13 protein-coding genes and 1 other RNA gene are annotated in these 17,292 nt (G+C 69.5%); 7 read left to right on the top strand and 7 right to left on the bottom strand.

Annotated features, from left to right (window positions below; all coding sequences use genetic code 11):
- The first annotated feature begins 45 nt into the window (after window positions 1-45).
- The 4 genes from ACFFJD_RS03290 to ACFFJD_RS03275 all read left to right on the top strand — a co-directional run bounded on the left by ACFFJD_RS03290 (window position 46) and on the right by ACFFJD_RS03275 (window position 3,418).
- Window positions 46-804: a zinc ribbon domain-containing protein gene (locus ACFFJD_RS03290; RefSeq protein WP_382360861.1), complete on the top strand. Its 759-nt coding sequence runs from the start codon at window positions 46-48 to the stop codon at window positions 802-804.
- Window positions 801-1,445, top strand: coding sequence for a histidine phosphatase family protein (locus ACFFJD_RS03285; RefSeq protein ID WP_382360859.1), 645 nt, complete (start codon window positions 801-803; stop codon window positions 1,443-1,445). Before ACFFJD_RS03290 ends, ACFFJD_RS03285 begins: the two co-directional genes overlap by 4 nt.
- A gap of 67 nt (window positions 1,446-1,512) precedes the next feature.
- An RNA gene (gene rnpB, locus ACFFJD_RS03280) (RNase P RNA component class A) lies at window positions 1,513-1,921 on the top strand.
- A 36-nt stretch (window positions 1,922-1,957) separates the two neighbouring features.
- Window positions 1,958-3,418, top strand: coding sequence for an RNB domain-containing ribonuclease (locus tag ACFFJD_RS03275; protein ID WP_382360856.1), 1,461 nt, complete (start codon window positions 1,958-1,960; stop codon window positions 3,416-3,418).
- Between the two features lie 46 nt (window positions 3,419-3,464).
- Here ACFFJD_RS03275 and ACFFJD_RS03270 read toward each other — a convergent pair whose 3' ends face one another.
- The 6 genes from ACFFJD_RS03270 to pip form a co-directional block, all read right to left on the bottom strand.
- A complete protein-coding gene (locus ACFFJD_RS03270) occupies window positions 3,465-4,226 on the bottom strand; it encodes an iron ABC transporter ATP-binding protein (protein WP_382360853.1) in 762 nt (253 codons plus the stop codon).
- The gene (locus tag ACFFJD_RS03265) at window positions 4,223-5,260 is read right to left on the bottom strand and encodes an iron chelate uptake ABC transporter family permease subunit (RefSeq protein ID WP_382360850.1); all 1,038 of its coding nucleotides are present in this window, start codon (window positions 5,258-5,260) and stop codon (window positions 4,223-4,225) included. Before ACFFJD_RS03265 ends, ACFFJD_RS03270 begins: the two co-directional genes overlap by 4 nt.
- Entirely contained in the window at window positions 5,247-6,266 is a 1,020-nt protein-coding gene (locus tag ACFFJD_RS03260) for an ABC transporter permease (protein ID WP_382360847.1), read from the bottom strand. Before ACFFJD_RS03260 ends, ACFFJD_RS03265 begins: the two co-directional genes overlap by 14 nt.
- A gap of 4 nt (window positions 6,267-6,270) precedes the next feature.
- Window positions 6,271-7,248 carry an ABC transporter substrate-binding protein gene (locus ACFFJD_RS03255; RefSeq protein ID WP_382360844.1) on the bottom strand — a complete coding sequence of 326 codons (978 nt, stop codon included), beginning with the start codon at window positions 7,246-7,248 and terminating at the stop codon, window positions 6,271-6,273.
- A 102-nt stretch (window positions 7,249-7,350) separates the two neighbouring features.
- The gene (locus ACFFJD_RS03250) at window positions 7,351-8,835 is read right to left on the bottom strand and encodes a CYTH and CHAD domain-containing protein (protein ID WP_382360841.1); all 1,485 of its coding nucleotides are present in this window, start codon (window positions 8,833-8,835) and stop codon (window positions 7,351-7,353) included.
- Window positions 8,832-9,809, bottom strand: coding sequence for a prolyl aminopeptidase (gene pip, locus ACFFJD_RS03245; protein WP_382360838.1), 978 nt, complete (start codon window positions 9,807-9,809; stop codon window positions 8,832-8,834). The genes ACFFJD_RS03250 and pip overlap by 4 nt, the downstream gene beginning before the upstream one ends.
- Before the next feature lie 436 nt (window positions 9,810-10,245).
- Between pip and ACFFJD_RS03240 the strand changes: the two genes are divergently transcribed.
- Entirely contained in the window at window positions 10,246-11,661 is a 1,416-nt protein-coding gene (locus tag ACFFJD_RS03240) for an HNH endonuclease signature motif containing protein (protein ID WP_382360835.1), read from the top strand.
- Window positions 11,662-11,848: 187 nt separating this feature from the next.
- Here ACFFJD_RS03240 and panB read toward each other — a convergent pair whose 3' ends face one another.
- Window positions 11,849-12,694 carry a 3-methyl-2-oxobutanoate hydroxymethyltransferase gene (gene panB / locus ACFFJD_RS03235; protein WP_382360832.1) on the bottom strand — a complete coding sequence of 282 codons (846 nt, stop codon included), beginning with the start codon at window positions 12,692-12,694 and terminating at the stop codon, window positions 11,849-11,851.
- A 193-nt stretch (window positions 12,695-12,887) separates the two neighbouring features.
- On the opposite strand from panB, the gene glnA reads away from it, so the two are divergent.
- Both glnA and ACFFJD_RS03225 read left to right on the top strand, forming a co-directional pair.
- Window positions 12,888-14,225 carry a type I glutamate--ammonia ligase gene (gene glnA, locus ACFFJD_RS03230; protein ID WP_382360829.1) on the top strand — a complete coding sequence of 446 codons (1,338 nt, stop codon included), beginning with the start codon at window positions 12,888-12,890 and terminating at the stop codon, window positions 14,223-14,225.
- Between the two features lie 39 nt (window positions 14,226-14,264).
- On the top strand, window positions 14,265-17,273 hold the full coding sequence (locus tag ACFFJD_RS03225; RefSeq protein WP_382360826.1) for a bifunctional [glutamine synthetase] adenylyltransferase/[glutamine synthetase]-adenylyl-L-tyrosine phosphorylase: 3,009 nt from the start codon (window positions 14,265-14,267) through the stop codon (window positions 17,271-17,273).
- The last annotated feature ends 19 nt before the right edge of the window (window positions 17,274-17,292 follow it).

Below are 17,292 nucleotides of genomic sequence, written 5' to 3'. Positions count from 1 at the left end.
CTGATTCGCCCAACGTGATCCGCACGTCCTAACGAGAGACCACACATGAAAGCCGCGCCCGCGCAGCAGCGCCGATTGCTCGACCTCGCCGATCTCGACGCCGAGGTGGCCCGCTCCCGTCATCAGCTGACTCGGCTGCCCGAAGCCGCGCGCGTGGCGGAGGTGACCGAGCAGCTGACGGTGGCGGAGGGGGACGTGGACCGCGCCGAGGCCGCGGTGGCCGAGATGCAGCAGCAGTACGACCAGACCGACCGCGAACTGACCGGCATGACCGACCACGTCAAACGCGATCAGGCGCAGCTGGATTCGGGCCTGCTCAGCCATAAGGCACTCGCGGAGTTGCAGCACGAGCTGGCCGGCCTGGAGAACCGCCGCGACCTGCTCGAATCGGACCTGCTGGCCATCATGGAACGGCAGGAAGCGCTGGGCATGGAGCTGGAGCGGGCACAGGGCACCGTCCTGCATCAGCGTGAGCTGCTCGCCGAGGCGGTCACCGCGCGCGATCACGCGACGGCCACCACCGAGAACACGATCACCGAGTTCCTCAGTCGGCGGGAGGCCATCGCCGCCGAGGTCGCCGCCGACCTGCTCGCGGTCTACGATCGGCTCCGCGAGCAGGGGCGCGTCGGCGCGGGCCTCCTGCGCCAGCGCCGCTGCGGCGCCTGCCGGATGGAAGTCGATCCGCGTACGTTGTCGTCGATCGCTGCGGCCGCCGACGACGAGGTGGTGCGGTGCGAGGAATGCGGCGCCGTCATGGTGCGCACCGAGCAGTCGGGTCTGCCGACCCCCGGGGCGGGGCAGTGACCGCACCCGACTGGCAGGGCCAGGTGGATCGGCCCACCCGCATCACACTGCTCCGGCACGGTCAGACGCCGCTGTCGGTGGATCGCCGATACTCCGGTCACGGGGATCCGGAACTGATCGAGCTCGGCCGGGCGCAGGCCGCGGCCGCGGCGCGGCGGCTGGGCAGCCGCGGTGAGATCGACGTGATCGTGTCCTCCCCGTTGGCCCGCGCGCGGGCCACGGCGCAGGCCGTGGCCGACGTGGTCGGGCTGCCGGTGCACGTGCACGACGGCCTGATCGAGACCGACTTCGGCGCCTGGGAGGGGCTGACCTTCCGCGAAGCGGCCGAGCGTGACCCACAGCTGCATCGGCAGTGGCTCGGCGACCTCGAGGTGGCGCCCCCGGGCGGGGAGAGCTTCGCGCAGGTCGGCGCCCGCCTGGCCGCCACCAAACTCGAGCTCCTCGAGCAGCATCGGGGCGCGCGGATCCTCGCGGTGAGCCACGTGACCCCGATCAAGACCCTCCTGCGCGATGCCCTCGGGGTGGGACCGGAACTGCTGTTCCGGCTGCATCTGGACCTGGCCTCGCTGTCGATCGCCGAGTACTACCCCGACGGCGGCGCCGTGGTGAAACTGGTCAACGACACCGGTCATCTGAGCTGAGCCGACCGCCGCGTCACCGCGCGTGGTCTTCTCGCGCGCTCGCAGCGGCTATCGTAGGGAGCGCGAACGAGTCGGTCGGACGGCCGCGGACTCGGAACCGCGCGGATCCCCGCGCAGGCCGAGCGTCGAGGAAAGTCCGGACTCCACAGAGCAGGGTGGTTGCTAACGGCAACCCGAGGTGACTCGCGGGACAGTGCCACAGAAAACAGACCGCCCGCTGCGTGCAGCGGGTAAGGGTGAAACGGTGCGGTAAGAGCGCACCAGCGCTGCGGGTGACCGCGGCGGCTAGGTAAACCCCACCCGGAGCAAGGCCGAAGTCCGCACCGTCCGCGGTGCGGATGCGCGAGTGATCGAGGACGGCTCGTCCGAGCTCGCGGGTTGGCTGCTTGAGGTACCCGGCGACGGTGTGCCCAGATGGATGGTCGTCGCCGACCTTCGGGTCGGCACAGGATCCGGCTTACAGACCGGCTCGTTCGCGCATATTCGTGGCCGCCGCGGAAGGTGAGGCAGACATGGTCGACCGCAGGGTGTTCGCACCGGGAATCGATTTCGGCAAGCTGCGCGCCGAACTGGGACTGGTCGCCGAGTTCGGTTCCGAGGTCGAAGCCGCGGCCGCGACCGCCGTCGACCGCTATGCCGACGCACGGATCGATCGCAGCGACCTGGAGCTGGTGACCGTCGATCCGCCCGGCTCGATGGACCTGGATCAGGCCCTGCGCGTGGTGGCCGACGACGACGGCTACCTCGTGCACTACGCCATCGCCGACGTGGCCGCGCTGGTGGAGCCCGGCGGCGTGGTCGACGAGGAGAGCCGCCGACGCGGCGCCACCATCTACTTCCCGGACGGGAATGTGCCGCTGCACCCGCGGGTCCTGTCCGAAGGGGCGGGCTCGCTGCTGCCCGAGGTGGACCGACCCGCCGTTCTGTGGACGGTGCGGGTGGCCGCCGACGGCGAGGTGGCGGACGTGGCCTGCGCACGCGCGACGGTGCGGTCGAGGGCCCGGCTGGACTACGCCGGCGTGACCGCCGACGCCGCGGCCGGGCGCCTGCACCCGGCATTGTCGGCGCTCCCGGACTTCGCCGCCGCGCGGCAGAGCTGGTCGCTGGCCCGTGGAGCGGTGATGCTGGACCTGCCGGACCAGGACGTGATCGCCAACGACAACCCCGAGCATCCGCGCGCGTGGACGCTGCGGCTGGCGCCGCACACCCCGGCGGACGGGTGGAACGCGCAGGTGTCCCTGCTGGTGGGCCTGTGCGCGGGCGCCCTCATGCGGCAGGCCGGCATCGGCTTCTTCCGCACGCTGCCGGCGGCCGAGCCCGCCGCCGTCGACGAACTGCGCCGGATCGCCGCCACGCTCGACGCACAGTGGCCGCACGGCGCCACACCCGGGCAGTTCCTGGCCACGCTGGCGCCCGACGCGCCGTCGACCCTGGCGCTGATGAGCGCCGGGGCGCGCCTGATGCGGGGCGCGGGCTATCGGGCGATCGGCGCCGAGGGGGCCGACAGCGCCGAGTCGGTGACCGACGCCGAACTGGTGCACGCGGGCGTCGGCGGCCTGTACGCGCACGTCACGGCACCGCTGCGCCGTTTCGCCGACCGATACGCCACCGAGATCTGCTTGGCGGTGACCGCCGGGCGTCCGGTCGACGAGTGGGTGCTGGCGGCACTGCCCGGTCTGGGCAAGGTGATGAGCGGCGCCGATGCGGTGGCCAACACCGCCGCCCGCAACAGCGTGAACCTCACCGAAGCGGTGGTGCTGGCCGATCAGGTCGGCGCGCGCTTCTCCGCGACCGTGCTGCGCGATGCCGCGGGCCGTCGCCCGGCGGAGATCTTCGTCGCCGAGCCGGCGGTGATCGCACCGTGCACGCCCGCTCCGGCCGCCGGTCAGCGTTGCGTCGTGGAGGTGACCGAGGCAGATCCGGTCGCGGGTGTCGTGGCCTTCGCGGCGGTCGGCGACGCGGCCGACGCCTGAGGCCGCAGACCGGGATTGGGCAGACCGGGCTCGGGCAGAGCGGGCGCTACCGCCCGGCGTAGACGGCGACGGGCAGGCCCTCGAGGGTGTGCACGTCGACGGTGGTCTCGAAGATGTCCGACAGCAGTTCGCTGCGCATGATCTCCGCGGGACTGCCGCTGGCGACGATGGTGCCCTTCTTCAGCGCGATGATCCGGTCGGCGTAGGCGGCCGCGAAGTTCAGGTCGTGGATCACCACGACGATGGTGCGTCCGAGCAGATCGGCGGCGCGGCGCAGCTGGCCCATCATGGACACCTGGTGGCGGATGTCGAGATTGTTCAGCGGCTCGTCGAGAAGGATCACCGGGGTGTCCTGGGCCAGCGTCATCGCGACGAAGGCGCGTTGGCGCTGGCCGCCGGAGAGCTCGTCGAGGAAGCGGTCGGCGAGGTCGTCGAGTTCGAGGAAGGCGATGGCCTCGGCGACCAGGCGTTCGTCCTCGGCGTCGAGGCGGCCGCGCGAGTGCGGGAACCGGCCGAAGGACACCAGGTCGCGCACGGTGAGCCGCGCATTGACGCCGTTCTCCTGACGCAGCACGGCCAGCTTCTTGGCGGCCTCACGCGGCTTGAGCGAGGCGATCGCCACCCCGTCGAGAGTCGCGGTGCCGCTGGTGGGCGTGAGCAGGCGACCGATGATGGTCAGCAGGGTGGATTTGCCCGCGCCGTTCGGTCCCACGAGAGCGGTCAGGCCGCCGTCGCCGAAGTCGCCCGACACCGGTCCGAGGACGACGTTCTCGGCGTACGACTTGGTGAGTTGGTGGAACTCGATCACAGCGATCCCTTTCGCAGCAGCAGCACCCCGAGGAAGACGACGCCGCCGCAGAACTCGATGACGACCGTCAGCATGACGTTGGTGCCGAAGAGGTTGGTGTTGACCAGTAGTTGGCCCGCCGCCAGCGTGACGATGCCGATGAGGATCGACATCGGGAGCAGTGCGCTGTGCCGCCAGTCGCCGGCCACCTGGTAGGCGAGCGTGGCGATGATGAAGCCGAAGAAGGTCAGCGGGCCCACGAGCGCGGTGCTCACCGCCATCAGCACGGCGATCATCACCAGGGCGAGGGTCAGTTCGCGGCGGTGATCCAGGCCGAGGCTGGTGGCAGGCTCCCGACCGAGCAGGAGAACGTCGTAGATGCGTCGGCGTCGCCAGACCACGACGGCGACCACCGCGACCAGGGCGCCGGCCACCGGCAGCAACTCGGCGTTGACGTCCGAGACTCGGCCGTACATGTTGAGGAAGAGCGCGTCGAAGTCGGTGGGCGAGAGCAGGCGTTGCAGGAACTCGGCGACGGACCGGAAGGCCAGACCGAGCACCACGCCGGTCAGTAGGAGCAGGAACAGGCTGCCGAACCGACGACCGGAGAACAGCCAGCCGTACAGCACGAGGGCGAACACCACCATCGCGCCGGTCTGCATCAGGAACTGCGGGATGCTGTCGGAGTTGGCGACGAAGCTCGCTCCGGCGACGCTGACGGCCACCGTCTGAATCAGCACGTACAGCGAATCGAAGCCGATGATGGCCGGCGTCAGAATCCGGTTGTGAGTGACGGTCTGGAACAGCACGGTCGCGATGCCCTGGCAGACGGCGGCGATCACGATCGCGAGGGCGGTGTTCACCCGTCGACCGAAGGACAGTCCGAAGATGGTTTCCACCTCCAGACCGTGAATCCCGTTGCGCAGCAAAAGGAATGCGGTCAGGGCGGCGGCGGCGAGGAGGGCGGCGATCACCAGCCGCCACGTCGACGACACGCGGGTGGCGCGGCCGCCGGTGATCGAGGGTGCGGCGGTGGCCAGATCAGAGGGCGACACGGTTCCTCCCGGACAGCAGGATCGCGAGGAAGGTGACCGACCCGAGCACGCCCATGGTCACCGACACCGGAATCTCCATGGGGCGCACCACCAGTCGGCTGATCAGATCGCATCCGACGATCATCACGATGGACAGCACGGCGATCCACGGCAGGTTGCGTCGCAGATCGTCGCCGCGCAGTGCGCTGATGAGATTGGGCACCACCAGGCCGAGGAACGGGATGAAGCCGACGACCACCGAGGTCACGCCGGTGGCCAGCGCCACCATGGTGACTCCGAGGGTCACCACCACGCCATAGCGCAGCCCGAGGCTCACGGCCACGTCGCGGCCGAGACCGGCGATGGTGAAGTAGTTGGCCAGCGCGAAGCAGGCGATCGCGATCAGCGCGACGGCCCACAGCGGTTCGTAGAAGCCGCGCACCACGCTGTTGAAGCCGCCGGACCGCCAGGCGGTCAGCGACTGCAGCAGTTGGTGTTTGTTGGCCAGGAAGGTGGCGAAGGCGCCGACCACGGCGCCCATCATGATGCCGACCAGCGGGACCACGGCCGAGCGACGAGCTCGGATTCCGGAAATGATGCCCAGGAAGACGAAGGTGCCGATCAGCGCGGTGGCGGTGGCGACCAGCATCTTCACCAGCGGCGACGAGGCGGGGATCAGCAGCCAGGACAGCAGCACCCCGAGTCCGGCCCACTCCGCGGTTCCGGCGGTGGTGGGTTCGACGAAGCGGTTCTGGGTCAGCCGCATCATGATGACGCCGGAGAAGCTCATGGCGATGCCGGCGAAGACCAGCGCGAGGGTGCGCGGCACCCGCGAGATGAAGAACATCTCCCACATGTCCGCGTCGCCGGTGATCAGGCCGCCCAGGGTGATGTGGTACTCGCCGACCATCAGCGAACCGGCCAGCAGCGCGACGGCGGCGATCACCATCGCGGGCATCGGCCAACCGCGACCCGTCGCCGGGGAGGCCGGGGGACGGGTCGCGGTGGTGGTGGCCTGCGCGGTCAAGGAACTACTTCGCGGCGCCGAGCGCGTCGGCGATCTGCTGGTAGCTCTGGCCGTAGGACTGGATGCCCTCGCGGAGGTAGAACTCCGGATCCAGGTAGATCACGTGGTTCTCGCGCATGAACTCGGTGTTGGCGAAGGCTTCCTGCGCGGCGAAGACGGCGGCCGCGGGCTGGGTCTGCTCGCCCTTCTCGGCGGTGGCGGCGTCACGATCCATGACGATCACCCACTGCGGGTTCGCCTGGGCGATGGCTTCGGGTGTCAGGCCCGAGTTCTGGTGGTGATCGCCGGCTTGGCCGCCGAAGACGTCCTTGAGGTCCAGCGGTGCGACGAGCGGCTGCATGCGCTTGGCGCCGTTGTCGATCTTGCCGCCGCTGACGATGGACAGGAACACGGTCTGACCGGTGCTCACGGCCTTGGCGGCGTCGAGGTGACCATTGAAGGTCGCTATGATGTCGTCGGCCTGCTGCTGCTTGCCGAAGATCTCACCCAGCGTGGTGGTCTGCCGGATCATGGCCTCGACCCGGCCGCCTGCCGCGTCGTCGGACGCCGCGATGTCGATGGTGGCGCCGCCGGTCTGATCGGTGATCGCGGTCAGGTCGGCGGTGTACTTGGCGAACCGGTAGCCCGCGATGATGAGGTCGGGATCGACGTCCTCGATCACTTCCATCTTCGGTTCGTTGTGGGTGCCGACATCGGCGATGTCGGGGTTGTCGATCCAGTCGCCGAACTTCGACGGGGCGAGCAGCCCCTTGGGCACGGCCACCGGGGTCACGCCCATCGCCTGCACGGTTTCGGCCGCGGTGTTGTCCAGCAGCACCACGCGCTGCGGATCGCGCGGAACTTCGACGGTGCCGTTGGTCGCCTCGACGGTGATGGTGTCGCCGGCGGTGGCGGTATCGGTGGAGGAGCAGGCGGTGAACACCAGGCTCACTGCTGCAAGGGCGGCCAGGACCGGTGCGGTCCGGGCAAGACGACGGGACATGGGGGAGCCTGCTTTCGCCGAGGGGAGGGAATGCTTCCAACTAAATACTTAGCGGAGGCTACCCTATGTAAACGGCGTGGGCGAACCCGTGTGAAGTGACTCTCAGACGCGGTCGAGATAGGCCTGCACGGCCGCTCGTCCGCGTGTCTGCTCGCGCGCATCCAGGCGGCCGAGGACGAAGACGGCCGCCGGAGAGAGGCCCGGCAGGGCCGCCACGCGGGCGATCTGTTCCCGGTTGACCACCGTGTCCTGGAAGTCGCCCAGGTGGCTCTGAATGACGGCGGCACGCTTGGCCGTCTTCTTCGCCGCCTTCAGCCGCAGTGGCTTCGCGGCGTCGGCGGTGTACCGAACGGCCTTGGCGCGCTTGCGGATGCGGTGCACCTGCTCCACCCACTCGTCGGACCAGGGGTCCAGCAGGTCCAGGCGCTTCTGCGCCTTCCGCAGGCGCTGGCCGGCGTGCTCCATGCCGGCCAGGGCCACGTCGACGGCGCCGCGGTCGGCATCGGGGCCGGGTCGCGGGTTGGCGATCGCGTCGTCGAGGTCGTCGAGCAGCTTCAGGTAGCGCGCCGACGAGAGGGCGAAGCGCAATGTTCGCAGCGACCGCTCCTGGCGGGCGATCTCGTCGTCGATCAATGCCTTCCGCAGGTCGTCGGGCACCCGGTCCTCGAGGGCCAGCAGGCCTCGATTGATCTCCAATTGGACCTCACGGTCGCGCGCCTGGCCGAGGACTTCACCGAGTTCGCGCAGCTCGTCGGCGAGGCCGGCGATGGCGGCCGGGTCCAGAATCTCCGGAAAGGACGTGAGAATCGAGCGCAGCTTGCGGGCGGTGACTCGCATCTGGTGTACGGCGTCGAAGGCGTTCTCCCGCACCAACGGATCCCAGGTGAGCAGCGCATCCCGGTGGGTGGCCAGCGAATGCACCATCAGGTCCAGTGCTGTCGGCTTCTTCGGCAGGCGGGCGGGCTTGTGGGCGCGCGGTTCGGCGCCGATCGCTCGGGCCAGTTTGGAGGCGCTGGATGCCTTGCGGGCCCCGGCCGCGCGGAGTCGCTTGCGGGCGACGGTCAGCAGTTCCGCATCGCCCTCGACCAGTTCGAACTCCCACTCGGCCCACTCCTGGGTGAGTTGGCTCTGGTGTGCGTGGGCGATCACGCGGTCCTGGCAGAACTCGGCGAGCACGGCGCCGTCGGCGGCGTGCACGAGCGTGACCGTGCGTTCGGTGGTGATCTCGGCGACCGGGATCAGGGGACGATCGCGCACGATGACGGTGATCGCCTCGCGAATGGCTTGTGGCACACCGCCGTCGGCGGGGGCGTCGGCGAAATCGATCGCGAGCTCGCGGCGGGCATCCGGGTGGTGGCTCGGCCGCTTCAGGTGCCAGCCCGCGTCGGTGCCGCCGGTGCGGCGTCGCAGGGTGATCCGGTGTGCGGCCAGATCATGTCCGGGCGTGTCCAGGTAGGTGGCGTTGAGCTCGTACACCGCCGGAGCGGCAGTGGTGGCGCCCGGGGCGATACCGGCGAGGTCGGGTGCGGGCTGGTCGGCGTCGACGTCGAGCTTCAGCTCCACTTCGATCGATTCGCGTGCGCTCAACGGTGGCCCCCTCGGGTTGCGTGGTCGGAAGTGGCGAAGGCGTCGGTGGCCGTGACCAGGGCCTCGGCGATACCCGGTTCCAGCGAGGCGTGACCGGCGTTGTCGACGATCACCAGTTCGGCCTCCGGCCAGGCTCGGTGCAGGTCCCAGGCGCTGCGCATCGGGCACACCACGTCGTAGCGGCCCTGCACGATGACCGCCGGAATGTCCCGGATGGCCCCGACGTCGGTCAGGAGCTGGCCCTCGTCGAGGAAACCGCGGTGGACGAAGTAGTGGTTCTCGATGGTGGCGAAGGCCAGCGCGAAGCGGTCGGTTTGATCCGAATCCTGCTGCGGCAGAAGGTGACTGGTCTTGTTCTCCCATGCCGTCCAGGCGCTGGCGGCGCGCTGGGCCGCCGCGGGATCGGGGCCGGTCAACAGTCGGTGGTACGCGGCGACCAGGTCGCCGGACCGTTCGGCTTCCGGGATGGGTGCCAGGTAGCGCTCCCAGACGTCGGGGAAGATGTGTGCCGCCCCGCCGTTGTAGTACCAGTCGATCTCGCTGCGTCGCAGCAGGAAGATACCGCGGAGCACCAACTCGGTGACCCGCTCGGGATGGCTTTGCGCATAAGCCAATCCGAGGGTCGACCCCCACGATCCGCCGAAGATCTGCCACCGCTCCACGTCCAGATGGACGCGCAGCTTCTCCATGTCGGCGATGAGAGCGGCGGTGTTGTTCACGCTCAGGTCGGCGCCGTCGGCGATGTGCGGGCGGGACTGACCGCAGCCGCGCTGGTCGAACAGGATGATCCGGTAGCGCTCCGGGTCGAAGAAGCGGCGCTGGGCGGGTGCGGTGCCGCCGCCGGGTCCGCCGTGCACGAACAACACCGGCTTGCCGGAGGGGTTGCCGGACGACTCCCAGTAGATCTCCTGACCGTCGCCGACGGCGAGGTGTCCCCGGGCGTGCGGCTCGATCGGTGGATACAGCGCTGCCATGGCGACCACCCTAGTGCTTGGTGGGCGGGGCAGCGGCGCGTACGTCGTGCTGCTCGCGGAGTCGCTGGTCGCTGTCACCGACTCGGTACATCGCCGGTTCGCCTCCTTCTCGGTTCGACGACGGCAACTCAGCGCTCCACGGCGTCATATCGCCGTCGTGGAGCGTCCCGCTGCCGTTGTTCTACCCCGGTGTCGTCGTTGTACCCCGGTGCGAGTCGGCGCCACGGCTCGTCCGACTCGTCCACGAGGACAACGGAAATGCGGTCGCACTATTGTGCGGTGTGATAGTGAGGCGTATCATAGAGGCGAGCGAGAGGGGATGACCGTCCCGGACTCGCGGAACAGGACCACGGAACATGAGTGGCCGGGTGACCGATCGTCACGCGGCTCGACCGGTTCCCTCGCTATCGGCTTCTCACGACCTGAGGAGTGCGTCATGGACGCAACAACTCTCACCGCCTTCGCTGATCTGTTGAGCGATGACCTCACTATCCCCGTTGGTACCGACACTGCTGGACCGGTGAAACTCGGGCAGTTCCTGGCTCGCGCGCGGGCGGTCGACGATGACCGCGAGCTCCTGGCCGCAGCCGCGGCTGTTCTGAGGCTGCGCAATGTGGCCGACTACTCCGTCGTTGCGGCGTGCGCCGCGATCGAACGAGTGGGCCTGCCCGCCCGGAAGCATGTGCGGTCCGCCGCGGCGATTCTCGCCGAGTTCGGGGCGGCACCGGCGGTGGCCTACCGCGCCAGCCGGCTCGGGCAGGCGATCTCCGACCAGAACCTCGTGCCGGTGACCCGCGGACTACGTGATGGTGCGGTGTCGGCGGAGCACGGTGATGCCGTGGCGACCGGTCTCGGCCACGTGGCAGGTCGGGTGGAACTGTCCGAGGCGGATCGCCTCAGGATCGTGCATTCGTTGATGGTGCAGACCTCGCCGGCGCGGGTGAAAGAGAAGGCCCGAGCCTGGGCGATCAAGCTGGCCCCGGAGGTTCCGGCGGACGGGGAGGTTCCGGTCGCCGAGCGTGACGATCTGAACGAGATGACGCTGAATCGGACCGATGACGGTCGGGCGGCGGTGACGATCGATTTCGACATCGTGGCGGCCGAGGAACTCAGTGCGGCGTTGGATCCGTTGACGCGGCCGGTGCCCGAGCCGGACGGTTCGTCCGATCGGCGGTCGGCCAAGCGGCGCCGAGCCGACGCGATGGCCCAGGTGATCCGCACGTATCTGTCCCATTCGGAGCGGCCTGAATCCGGTGGAGTCTTGCCGCACGTCACCTTGTCGGTGCCCGCAGCGGTGGTGATGAACGGGCAGGTGCTCGATTCCGGCGTGGGGCTTGGTGCGCGGCAGGCGATTTCGATTCCGATGTCGGAGGACGGCGCCGGCGAGGACGACACCGCCGTGCCGTGGCTCGGGTTCGGCGGCCCGATCTCGGCGCGGACCGCGGAGCTGATCATGTGCGAGGCGTCCCTCGCCTTGGCGCTGCTGGACGGCAATGGTGTGCCGCTGAGTGTGGGCCGGGAGAAGCGGCTGTTCACGCCCGGTATCCGTAAAGCACTGGTCTTGCGGGATCGTGGTTGCGCCTTTCCGGGTTGCGGTGTGCCGCCGTCGTGGTGCGACGGGCACCACGTCGAGCATTGGGAGCATGGCGGGGTGACGAGTTTGGACAACGGTGTCCTGCTTTGCCGTCGGCATCACACCGTGATTCATCACGGTGGGTGGGAGGTGTTCGTCGGCCGTGATCGGCAGCCGTGGTTCATTCCGCCGGCCGATCCCGACCATCCGAAACGTCGTCGTGAACCTGTTCGGTCGAATGCGCGACGAACCTTGACCTTGTCAGCCAGCGCCGCGTGAGGCGCGTGAAACGAGTGCCGGGAACGGTTCCCGACGCGATGTGTTGTTTGAAAATTTCATAGTGGGGGCCTGTCGCAGGGCTGGCCTGGGTGGTCACGGGGACCACCCAGGGCCTGCCGAATGATCGGCCGCGGCACCGGCACCGACCGGTGGCGAGTCCCGACGTTGGGTACGCCGGAATCTCGTGTCAGTAGGAGTGTTCCGGGCCGGGGAAGGTCGCCGAGGCGACTTCGGCGGCGTAGGTGCGTGCCGCGCGAGAGAGTTCCTCGCCGACGTTGCCGTAGCGCTTGACGAACTTGGCGGTCTTGCCGTGCGTGTAGCCGGCCATGTCCTGCCAGACCAGGACCTGTGCGTCGGTCTCGTTGCCCGCGCCGATACCGACCGTCGGGATGGTCAGCTTGCGGGTGATCTGGGCGGCGATCTCGGCCGGGACCATCTCCATGACGACGGCGAAGGCGCCGGCCTCCTGGACGGCGATCGCGTCGGCGATCAGCTGGTCGGCGCCGTCACCGCGGCCCTGAACGCGGTAGCCGCCGAGGGTGTTCACGCTCTGCGGAGTGAAGCCGACGTGACCCATCACCGGGATGCCGGCGGCGGTCAGTGCGGCGATCTGCGGGGCGATGCGCTCGCCGCCCTCGAGCTTGACGGCGTGCGCGCCGCCCTCCTTGAAGAAGCGGATGGAGCTCTCCAGGGCCTGCTGCGGACTGACCTCGTAGCTGCCGAACGGGAGATCGGCCACGACCAGGGCGTGCGGGGCGCCGCGAACGACGGCGCGGACCAGGGGGAGGAGCTCATCGACGCTGATCGGCACGGTGGTGTCGTAGCCGTACACCACGTTCGCGGCCGAATCGCCCACCAGCAGCACCGGGATCTCGGCGGCATCGAAGATGCGGGCGGTGGAGTAGTCGTAGGCGGTGAGCATCGGCCACTTGCGGCCTTCGGCCTTCCATTCGGCCAAGTGCTGCAGTCGGGTGACGCGGCGCGGTGCGGCCGGGGCGGCGTCGGTGGATCCGTAGATCGGTGCGTGGGACATCGCGGTCTCATTTCTGCCTCGAGTCCCGCTCTGCGGGTACCCGGGTCGGTGTGGACAATCCCGATTGTTCCACCGGCGGGCGCCGGGCGACACCGGCGGCGGCGGTGGTCTTGGTCACACGCGTGTCAGGCCGAATCTGGCCGGTCGTCGCAGGTGTAACACGGGCGTAACAGGGTGCGCATAGGGTCGGGCCATGGATCGCCAACAAGAGTTCGTGTTGCGCACGCTGGAGGAGCGAGACATTCGCTTCGTCCGTCTCTGGTTCACCGACATTCTGGGCTATCTCAAGTCGGTGGCGATCGCCCCGGCCGAACTCGAGGGCGCCTTCGCCGAGGGGATCGGCTTCGACGGCTCGGCCATCGAGGGTTTCTCCCGGGTGTTCGAGGCCGACATGGTGGCCAAGCCCGATCCGTCGACCTTCCAGGTCTTGCCCTGGGAGACCGACGGACGTAACTACTCGGCACGGATGTTCTGCGACATCGCCATGCCCGACGGCACGCTCGCCTGGGCCGATCCTCGGCACGTGCTGCGCAGGCAGCTGAGCAAGGCCGCCGACCAGGGGTTCACCTGCTACGTGCACCCGGAGATCGAGTTCTACCTGCTCAAAGACATGCCCATCGATGGCAGCGAGCCCACCCCGGCCGACAACGGCGGCTACTTCGATCAGGCGGTGCACGACGCGGCCCCCAACTTCCGGCGCCATGCCATTGAGGCGCTCGAGGCGATGGGCATCTCGGTGGAGTTCTCCCACCACGAAGGCGGCCCCGGCCAGCAGGAGATCGACCTGCGCTACGCCGATGCGCTGAGCATGGCCGACAACGTGATGACCTTCCGCTACCTGGTGAAAGAGGTGGCGATCAACGACGGGGTCCGGGCGTCGTTCATGCCCAAGCCGTTCGGTCGCCACCCGGGTTCGGCGATGCACACGCACCTGAGCCTGTTCGAGGGAGAGTCGAACGCCTTCCACGACCCGGACGATCCGATGCAGCTGTCGGACACCGGTAAGCAGTTCATCGCCGGAATCCTGACGCACGCCAACGAGATCAGCGCGGTGACCAACCAATGGGTCAACAGCTACCGGCGCCTGGTGCACGGCGGCGAAGCGCCGACCGCGGCGACCTGGGGCCGGGCCAACCGGTCGGCCATGGTGCGGCTGCCGCTGTACACCCCGAACAAGGCCTCGTCGCGTCGGATCGAGGTGCGCAGCCCGGACTCGGCGTGCAACCCGTACCTCGCGTTCTCGGTGCTGCTCGCCGCCGGTCTCAAGGGCATCGCCGAAGGCTACGAACTGCCCGAGGAAGCCGAGGACAATGTCTGGGCGCTGACCCCGGCGGAGCGGCGGGCCATGGGCTACCGTGAACTGCCCAACTCGCTGGCCGACGCGCTCGGCGAGATGGAGCGCTCGGAGCTGGTCGCCGAGGCACTCGGTGAGCACGTCTTCGACTACTTCCTGCGCAACAAGTGGTCCGAATGGTCCACCTACCGCGCCGAAGTGACGCCCTTCGAGCTGCAGAACTACTTGCCGCTGTAGGCCGTCGCCGCCCGGTAGCGAAACGATAGGCTCGACCACGTGACTGCGATTCGGGGACGCTCGGTGGTGCCCAGCCCGGGGCGGCTGGGCCTGATGGAGCCGACCGCACGCGAGGACCTCGACGTCCTCGGGTGGAACCGCGAAGATTCGGTGGACGTGCAGTGGGCGCTGTCGCGGGCCCCCGACGCCGACCTCGCGCTGCGTGCGCTGGTCCGCCTGCGGGCCGCGGTGAGCGACGCGGACTGGGTCGAGATCGACCGCCTGCTGCGCTCGAACCGCATGTTCCGCGGCCGCCTGCTGGCGGTCCTCGGAGCCTCCGATGCGCTGGGTGATCATCTCGTCGCCGAGACGGACGCCTGGCGCCTGCTGCTGATCGAAGAACTGCCGACCGCCGAGCAGGCGCGCGCGGAGATGCTGGCCTCGGTGCAGGCGGGCCCCGAGCCGGAAGCGGCCGGCGGTCTGACCTACCGCGCCGGGGTGAGCGGACCGGCCGCCGTCGGAGCACTGCGGGTCGCCTATCGCGACCTGGTGCTCCGCCTGGCCGCACAGGACCTGGCGCCGGTGGTCGAAGACGAACCGGTGCTGTTTCTGGCGGAGGTGGGCAGGCGGCTGTCCGACCTGGCCGACGCCGCGCTGACCGCCGCGCTCGCGGTGGCGGTGCGCGAGGTGCTCGGCGACGACCCGCTCACCGGGCGGCTCGCGGTGATCGCCATGGGTAAATGCGGCGCGCGCGAACTGAACTATGTCAGCGACGTGGACGTGGTGTTCGTCGCCGAGCCCGCCGACTCCACCTCGGCGCGGCTGGCCGGCGAGATGATGCGCATCGGGTCCCTCGCCTTCTTCGAGGTCGACGCGGCGCTGCGTCCGGAGGGCAAACGCGGTGCCATGACCCGCACGCTCGACTCGCACCTGGCCTACTACCAGCGGTGGGCCAAGACGTGGGAGTTCCAGGCGCTGCTCAAGGCACGCGCGATGACCGGCGATCTGGAGCTGGGCGCCGAGTACGTGGCCGCGACCTCGCCGCTGGTGTGGTCGGCCGCCGAACGCGAAGACTTCGTGGTCGATGTGCAGGCGATGCGCCGCCGGGTGGAGGCGCTGGTTCCCGAGAACGAGCGCGAACGCAACCTGAAACTGGGCCGCGGCGGGTTGCGCGACGTGGAGTTCGCGGTGCAGCTGATGCAGATGGTGCACGGCCGCGTCGACGAGACGCTGCGGGTGTCGTCGACCCTGGACGCGATCGACGCGCTCACCGACGGCGGCTACGTGGGCCGCACCGACGGGGCCAACTTCCACGCCTCCTACGAGTTCCTCCGCGGCCTGGAGCATCGGCTGCAGTTGCAGCGGCTCTCGCGGACCCACCTGCTGCCGGACCTGCAGGATGCGGCCGCGCTCCGCCCCTTGGCGCGGGCGGCCCACATCAGGCCGGAGGGCCGCAGCGACGCCACCGAGGTGCTGCTTCGGGAACTGCGCCGCCAGCGCACCCGCGTGCGCCAACTTCACGAGAAGCTGTTCTACCGGCCGCTGCTGGAGGCGGTGACCCGCTTCGACGCGGACTCGCTGTATCTGCAGAACCAGTCGGCGCAGCGTCAGCTCGCCGCTCTCGGGTACGCCAAACCGGAGCGGGCGCTGGCGCACATCAAGGCGCTCGGATCGGCGCGCGGGCGGCGCGGACAGATTCAGATGCTGATCCTGCCGGGACTGCTGCAGCACATCAGCGACACCCCGGACCCGGACGCGGGTCTGCTGAACTACCGGCGGCTGTGCGACGAACTGGTCGACGCCGACTGGTTCCTGCGGCTGCTGCGCGACGACGGGGTGGTGGCCGAGCAGCTGATGCACGTGCTCGGCACCTCCGAGTACATCGCCGACCTGCTCATGCGGTCGCCCGATGTGATCGCGCTGTACTCGTCCGGGGCTTCGGGGCCGAAGCTGTGCGAGGTGACCAGCGACGACGTGGTGAAGGGTCTGATCGCCTCGGTGCGCCGCCAGGCCGACCCCCGCAAGGCGATCGCGGTGGCGCGCTCACACCGGCGGGCGGAACTGGCCCGGATCGCCTCGGCCGACCTGCTCGGCCTGATGGATGTGCGGGAGGTCTGCCGGGCACTGTCGACGGTCTGGGCGGCGGTGATCAACGCGGCGCTGGAGAAGGTCATCGACGCGATGGCCACCGAGGCCGGGGCGAGCGCGCCGGCCCGGATAGCGGTGATCGGCATGGGTCGCCTCGGCGGCGGCGAACTCGGCTACGGTTCGGACGCCGACGTGCTGTTCGTGTGCGATCCGCTGGACGGGGAGGACGAGACCGCGGCGCTGCGGTGGGCGCAGAGCGTCGCCGACAATGTGCGCGCGCTGCTGGGCACCCCGAGCGCCGATCCGCCGCTCGAGGTGGACGTGGGGCTCCGGCCCGAGGGTAAGAACGGCCCGATCGTGCGGTCGTTGGCGTCGTACCGAGCCTATTACGAGCAGTGGGCGCAGGCGTGGGAGGTGCAGGCGCTGCTGCGTGCGCACGCCGTTGCCGGGGACCCGGAACTGGGCCTGGAATTCTTGCACATGGTCGATGCGATTCGTTACCCCGAGGGCGGGGTGTCGGCGGAGGCCGTGCGCGAGATCCGGCGCATCAAGGCCCGCGTCGACTCCGAGCGCCTACCGCGAGGCGCCGATCCGACGACGCACACCAAGCTCGGGCGCGGCGGTCTCGCCGACGTCGAATGGACGGTGCAGCTGTTGCAGTTGCGCTTCGCCCACCGCTACCCCCAGCTGCACCGCACGTCGACGCTGGAGGCGTTGGCGGCCATCGAGGAGGCCGAGCTGCTGCCGGCCGAGCAGGTCGCGATGCTCACCGAGGCATGGCTGACGGCGACGCGAGCGCGCAACGCGCTGGTTCTGGTGCGCGGCAAACCCGTCGATCAGCTGCCCGGACCGGGCCGGGAGCTGCGGGCCATCGCCTATGCGGCGGGCTGGCCGCAGGACGAGGCCGCCGAGTTCTTGGAGCACTATCTGCGCGTCACCCGACGTGCGAAGGGCGTGGTCACGGAGGTGTTCGGAGAGTAATGGTCGACGCGCGCCGGAG

The organism is Gordonia phosphorivorans (assembly GCF_042432625.1).
In the GTDB taxonomy this organism is placed as follows: domain Bacteria; phylum Actinomycetota; class Actinomycetes; order Mycobacteriales; family Mycobacteriaceae; genus Gordonia; species Gordonia phosphorivorans.
Note: the sequence above shows the minus strand (reverse complement) of the source record. Positions and strands in the feature narration are given on the sequence as shown.